Annotated in this window: 6 tRNA genes; all 6 read left to right on the forward strand. The window is 53.8% G+C overall.

The window, feature by feature from the left end:
* The first annotated feature begins 68 nt into the window (after positions 1 to 68).
* The 6 genes from AE2B122_RS18955 (at position 69) to AE2B122_RS18980 (ending at position 644) form a co-directional block, all read left to right on the forward strand.
* Positions 69 to 154: transfer RNA gene (locus AE2B122_RS18955), tRNA-Tyr, on the forward strand.
* 1 nt (position 155) lies between these two features.
* Positions 156 to 229: transfer RNA gene (locus tag AE2B122_RS18960), tRNA-Trp, on the forward strand.
* 16 nt (positions 230 to 245) lie between these two features.
* A tRNA-His gene (locus tag AE2B122_RS18965) sits at positions 246 to 318 on the forward strand.
* Between the two features lie 74 nt (positions 319 to 392).
* Positions 393 to 467 (forward strand) — tRNA-Gly (locus tag AE2B122_RS18970).
* A gap of 5 nt (positions 468 to 472) precedes the next feature.
* Positions 473 to 546, forward strand: a tRNA-Cys gene (locus tag AE2B122_RS18975).
* A gap of 16 nt (positions 547 to 562) precedes the next feature.
* A tRNA-Leu gene (locus AE2B122_RS18980) sits at positions 563 to 644 on the forward strand.
* Positions 645 to 647: the final 3 nt, after the last annotated feature.

Consider the following 647-nt stretch of genomic DNA (forward strand, 5'->3'; position numbering starts at 1 on the left):
AGTCGGTAGAGCAACGGACTGAAAATCCGTGTGTCGGCGGTTCGATTCCGTCCCGAGCCACTCTAATCGGAGGGATAGCGAAGTTGGCCAAACGCGGCGGACTGTAAATCCGCTCCCATCGGGTTCGTAGGTTCGAGTCCTACTCCCTCCACCACAGGGGTATAGTTCAATGGTAGAGCAACGGTCTCCAAAACCGTAAATGTGGGTTCAAATCCTGCTACCCCTGCCATAACATATTCATCATGGCGGTCGTGGCGAAGGGGTTAACGCACCGGATTGTGGCTCCGGCATTCGTGGGTTCGATTCCCATCGATCGCCCTCTATATAGCTTTACGCTATAGCCAAGTAAACAGGCAGGGATTCCTATGGAATCCTTTTAGCCTAACTTGTATGCGGAAGTAGTTCAGTGGTAGAACATCACCTTGCCAAGGTGGGGGTCGCGGGTTCGAATCCCGTCTTCCGCTCCAATATTGGCGGCATAGCCAAGTGGTAAGGCAAAGGTCTGCAACACCTTGACCACCGGTTCAAATCCGGTTGCCGCCTCCATAGATACTTTTAACATGCCGGTGTGGCGGAATTGGCAGACGCGCACGACTCAAAATCGTGTTCCGTAAGGAGTGCCGGTTCGACCCCGGCCACCGGTATCA

This window comes from Terribacillus sp. AE2B 122, from assembly GCF_902497585.1.
Lineage (GTDB): Bacteria > Bacillota > Bacilli > Bacillales > Amphibacillaceae > Terribacillus > Terribacillus saccharophilus_A.